Source organism: Xanthomonas sp. SHU 166, assembly GCF_000364685.1.
In the GTDB taxonomy this organism is placed as follows: domain Bacteria; phylum Pseudomonadota; class Gammaproteobacteria; order Xanthomonadales; family Xanthomonadaceae; genus Xanthomonas_A; species Xanthomonas_A sontii.
The window spans coordinates 1-4,802 of record NZ_AQOJ01000391.1 but is presented as its reverse complement, the minus strand read 5'-3'; the positions used below and the strand labels follow the sequence as shown (position 1 = coordinate 4,802).

Below are 4,802 nucleotides of genomic sequence, written 5' to 3'. Positions count from 1 at the left end.
AGCGCCTCGCACAGCGCGGGCACGCACGGCGGGTCGGTGTCGGGCCAGGCGGGCGTGGGCGGCCAGGGCGGTGCGCAGGCCGGTAGCGGTCAGGCGCAGGGGCAGGCCGGCGGCAATGCCTCGCTGGGTGCCAGCATCAACGCCTCCAGCGACGGCCAGTAAGCCGCTGACGGCCACGCTCGGGGTACCGTGCGTGGCCATCGAAGCCACTGGCTGAAAAAACACGACGCCCGGCTGAGCCGGGCGTCGTGCGTGTTGCGTCCTGCGTTCGGTCGCGGGTGTGTTCCGCCGCGACGTCGTCGCGACGTCGCGGCACGGCCGCATGGGCCGTGCCGCGCTGCGCCTCAGCGTGCGCTCGGCGTCGCCGCCGGCGTGGCGTTGAGGCCGCGCTTCTCCAGCAAGGGTTCGATCTGCGGCGCGTGTCCGGCGAAGTCCTGGAACAACTGCATGGCATCGACGCTGCCGCCGCGCGAGAGCAGGGTCTTGCGGAAGCGGTCGCCGTTGGCGCGGCTCAGCCCGCCATGCTGCTTGAACCACTGCTGGGTGTTGGCGTCCAGCACCTCGGCCCAGATGTAGGCGTAGTAGCCGGCCGCGTAGCCGCCCATGATGTGGCTGAAGTACGGCGTGCGATAGCGCGGCGGCACCGGCGCATAGGCGATGCCGTCGGCGGCCAGCGCCTTGGCCTCGAAGTCCATCACGCCCGATGCCGGCGGCACCTGGCCGGCGCTCAGCTGGTGCCAGCGCTGGTCCAGCATCGCCGCGCCCAGGTACTCGGTGGTGGCGAAGCCCTGGTTGAACTTGGCGGTGGCCACCACCTTGTCCAGCAGTGCCTGCGGCATCGGCGCGCCGCTCTGGTAGTGCTTGGCGTAGTGCTTGAGGATGGCCGGATCGTCGGCCCACATCTCGTTGACCTGCGAGGGGAACTCGACGAAGTCGCGCGGCACGCTGGTGCCGGAGAAGTACGGGTACTTCACGTTCGAGAACATGCCGTGCAGCGCATGGCCGAACTCGTGGAAGGCGGTGGTGACCTCGTCCCAGGTCAGCAGGGTCGGCTGGCCGGCCGGCGGCTTGGGGATGTTGAGGTGGTTGGCGACCACCGGCTTGTCGCCGGTCAGCGCCGACTGCGACACGTAGGAGCTCATCCAGGCGCCGCCGCGCTTGGACTCGCGCGCGTACATGTCGGCGATGAAGATCGCCAGCTGGCTGCCGTCGGCGTCGAACACGTCGTAGACCAGCACGTCGTCGCGGTAGGTGGGCAGGTCGGTGCGCTGCTTGAAGGTCAGCCCGTACTCCTGGTTGGCGGCGTAGAACACGCCGTTTTCCAGTACGTTCTTCAGTTCGAAGTAGGGCTTGAGCTGGGACTCGTCGAAATCGTACTTGGCCTGGCGCACCTTCTCGGTGTAGTAGGCCCAGTCCCAGGCCTCGAGCTTGAAGCTGGGCTTGCCGGCGGCTTTCTGCTCCTGGTCGATCATCGCCTGCAGGTCGGCCGCCTCGCGCTTGGCGTTGGCCACCGCGGCCGGGGCCAGCTTGCCGAGCATGGCGTTGACCGCTTCGGGCGTCTTCGCCGTTTGGGTTTCCAGCGAATAGGCGGCGTGGTTCGGATAGCCGAGCAGCTTGGCGCGGTCGGCGCGCAGGGTCATGATCCGCGACACCAGCGCGGTGTTGTCGTAGGGGCCGCCGTGGCTGCCGCGCGACACCGAGGCTTCGTAGATCTTCTGCCGCAGGGCGCGATCCTTGAGCTGGGCCAGCGGCGGCTGGCCGGTGGTGTTGAGCAGGGCGATCACGTACTTGCCGTCGAGCTTGCGCGCCTTGGCTGCTTCGGCGGCCGCGGCGATCTGCGCGTCGGACAGGCCGTCGAGCTGCCTGACGTCGTCCACCACCACCGCGGCGGCGTTCACTTCGGCCAGGACGTTCTGGCTGAACTTGGTGCCCAGTTCGGCCAGTTCGGCGTTCATCGCCTTGAGCTTGGCCTTGTCGGCGTCGTTGAGCTTGGCGCCGTCGCGGACGAAGTCGCTGTGGTACTTCTCGATCAGGCGCACGCCCTCCGCGTCCAGGCCGAGCTGGTTGCGGGTGTCGTACAGCGTCTGGATGCGCGCGAACAGCTTGGGATTGAGCGCGATCGCGTCGCGGTGCGCGGCCAGCTTGCCGGCGTACTCGGCCTGCAGCTTCTTGCGGGTGTCGTTGGTGTCGGCGCCGACCAGGTTGAAGAACACGGTGGTGGCGCGGTCCAGGACCTGCCCGCTCTTCTCCATCGCCACGATGGTGTTGTCGAAGGTCGGTTTGGCGGTCTGATCGGCGATGGCCTGCATTTCCTTCAGCTGCTGCGCCATGCCGGCGTCGAACGCGGGCGCGAAATCGCTGTCCTTGATCTTGTCGAACTGCGGGTAGTGCAGCGGCAGCGGGCTTTCGGCGAAGAACGGGTTGGCCTGCGTGGCCGCCGTGGCGGCGGTGGGCGTGGTGGCCGGAGCGGCGTAGGCGGGCATGGCGAGTCCGAGCGTGGCGGCGAGGGCAAGGGCGAGGCGAGAGGTCATCAAGCGGTATCCGCAATCATGGTGATCGGGCAGGCTACCCCAGGCCGGCAGGCGTGACCCGTGACGAAAGCCATGGGAGCGCTGCAGCATCGACGCTTGTTTCGCAAGGCTTTGCGGCATTTGGCGTGAACCTTGATGCAGTGCGCTTTCGCGCGTGGCGGCGCCGGTGCGGCCACGCATCGGTGATGCGCTGGCGGTGTGCGTTGGTGCGTTCGCGCCCACCTCTGCGACGCGGCCTCGCGCATCGGCCTCGGTTCGCTGGCGACGCGTGCGGCCACCGCGTAGCATCGCCTCGACCCAGCGCCGCTGCGGCGCGCCGCACCACGAGGATCCATGGACACGCCGACCACCGCCTACGCCTTCACCGCGACCACGCTCGACGGGCAGGCGCAGCCGCTTGCCGACTACGCCGGCAAGGTGTTGTTGATCGTCAACGTCGCCTCCAAGTGCGGTTTCACCCCGCAGTACGCCGGACTGCAGGCGCTGTGGCGGCGCTACCGCGAGCGCGGGCTGGTGGTGCTGGGCTTTCCCTGCGACCAGTTCGGCCATCAGGAACCGGGCGATGCCGCCGAGATCCGCCAGTTCTGCTCGCTGAGCTACGACGTCGATTTCCCGATGTTCGCCAAGGTGCAGGTCAACGGCGACGGCGCGCATCCACTGTGGCGCTGGCTCAAGCAGCAAAAATCCGGGCTGCTCGGCATCGCCGCGATCAAGTGGAATTTCAGCAAGTTCCTGGTCGGCCGCGATGGCCAGGTGCTGGCGCGTTATGCGCCGACCGACAAGCCGGAAGCGCTGGCTGACGCTATCGAGCGGGCGCTGGGGTAACGATTCGGCCGAGGACGCTCGGCGTGGTCTTGAATGCTGGATGCTTGCTCTTGTGGGAGGGACTTCAGTCCCGACGCGTTCGAGTTAAAGGCGTCGGGACTGAAGTCCCTCCCACAAAATACTCCCCACTATTTCGCTTTGACCTGCCGCCGTATCGCTTATCCGGCAGGAGCGGCTTCAGCCGCGATGCTTTACCGGAAACGCCCATCGCGGCTGAAGCCGCTCCTATGATCGGAGACGCGCAGCGCCGTCACTTCTCGACGAACGCGCGCTCGAACACGTAATGCCCCGGCGAGCCGATGCGCGGCGAGGCGACGAAGCCGCGGGCGTCCAGGGTATGGCGCAGGTCGGCCAGCATCTGCGGGCTGCCGCAGATCATCGCGCGGTCGTGTTCCGGGTTCAGCGGCGGCAGGCCGAGGGTGCGCTGCATTTCGCCGCTCTCGAGCAACTCGGTGAGGCGGCCGCGGTTGCGGAAGTCCTCGCGGGTCACCGCCGGGTAGTACAGCAGCTTTTCGCGGATGGTCTCGCCCAGGAACTCGTGCTGCGGCAGTTCCTTCTCGAAATAGTCGCGGTAGGCCAGATCCTTCTCGAAGCGCACGCCGTGGGTGAGGATCACCTTGTCGAAGCGCTCGTAGGTTTCCGGATCCTTGATCACCGATAGCCACGGCGCCAGGCCGGTGCCGGTGCCCAGCAGGTACAGGTGGCGGCCCGGGTGCAGGTCGCTGATCAGCAGAGTGCCGGTGGGCTTCTTGCCGACCAGCACCGAATCGCCGGGCTTGATGTGCTGCAGGCGAGAGGTCAGCGGGCCGTCCGGCACCTTGATGCTGAAGAACTCCAGTTGCTCTTCCCAGTTGGCGCTGGCGATGGAATATGCGCGCAGCAGCGGCCGCGTCTCCGTCTCCAGGCCGATCATCACGAACTGGCCGTTGTCGAAGCGGAAGCCGTCGTTGCGGGTGGTGGTGAAGCTGAAGTAGTCCTCGGTCCAGTGGCGGACATCGAGCACCGTTTCGGGGCCAAAAGCGGAAGACATGCCGTTGATCGTGATGGGGAAGGAACGGCGGCCATTCTACCCCATGCCGGTTCAAATGAGATCAAATCTCATTTGGGGGCGGGCCGATCACGGCGATCCGGCTCACTTCTCGAACGAGACCTCGTAGGACAGGTACAGCGGCGCCTGCGGCGGCGCCAGCAGCGGGCGCTGGCGCAGGAAACGCTCCAGGCACAGGGCCAGCGGGGTGGTGCCGTTGCGCCAGCTGGCGCCGACGCTGCCGTCGGCCTGCACCTGCACCACCACGGTGAACGGCGAGGTGTCCGGACGCGGCGTGGCGCAACTGGCCACGCCCTCGTCCAGCGCCGCGCGCTGCAGGGTCTGCAGGCGTTCCTGCATGGCCGCCGGCAGGCCGGCCTCGTCGCGGTCGGCCAGGGCCTTGGCCGCGGCGTAGTCGG

4 protein-coding genes are annotated in these 4,802 nt (G+C 67.7%); 1 reads left to right on the top strand and 3 read right to left on the bottom strand.

Annotated elements, in window-relative coordinates; genetic code table 11:
- Positions 1-344 precede the first annotated feature (344 nt).
- A complete protein-coding gene (locus D180_RS10885) occupies positions 345-2,531 on the bottom strand; it encodes a M3 family metallopeptidase (protein ID WP_043090816.1) in 2,187 nt (728 codons plus the stop codon).
- 333 nt (positions 2,532-2,864) lie between these two features.
- Between D180_RS10885 and D180_RS10880 the strand changes: the two genes are divergently transcribed.
- The gene (locus D180_RS10880) at positions 2,865-3,356 is read left to right on the top strand and encodes a glutathione peroxidase (RefSeq protein ID WP_017912817.1); all 492 of its coding nucleotides are present in this window, start codon (positions 2,865-2,867) and stop codon (positions 3,354-3,356) included.
- 250 nt (positions 3,357-3,606) lie between these two features.
- Here D180_RS10880 and D180_RS10875 read toward each other — a convergent pair whose 3' ends face one another.
- Both D180_RS10875 and D180_RS10870 read right to left on the bottom strand, forming a co-directional pair.
- Positions 3,607-4,386, bottom strand: a complete 780-nt coding sequence (locus D180_RS10875) for a ferredoxin--NADP reductase (RefSeq protein ID WP_026143480.1) — start codon at positions 4,384-4,386, stop codon at positions 3,607-3,609.
- Positions 4,387-4,488: 102 nt separating this feature from the next.
- The coding region (locus D180_RS10870) for a hypothetical protein (RefSeq protein ID WP_017912816.1) at positions 4,489-4,802 on the bottom strand (314 nt) is incomplete at its 5' end.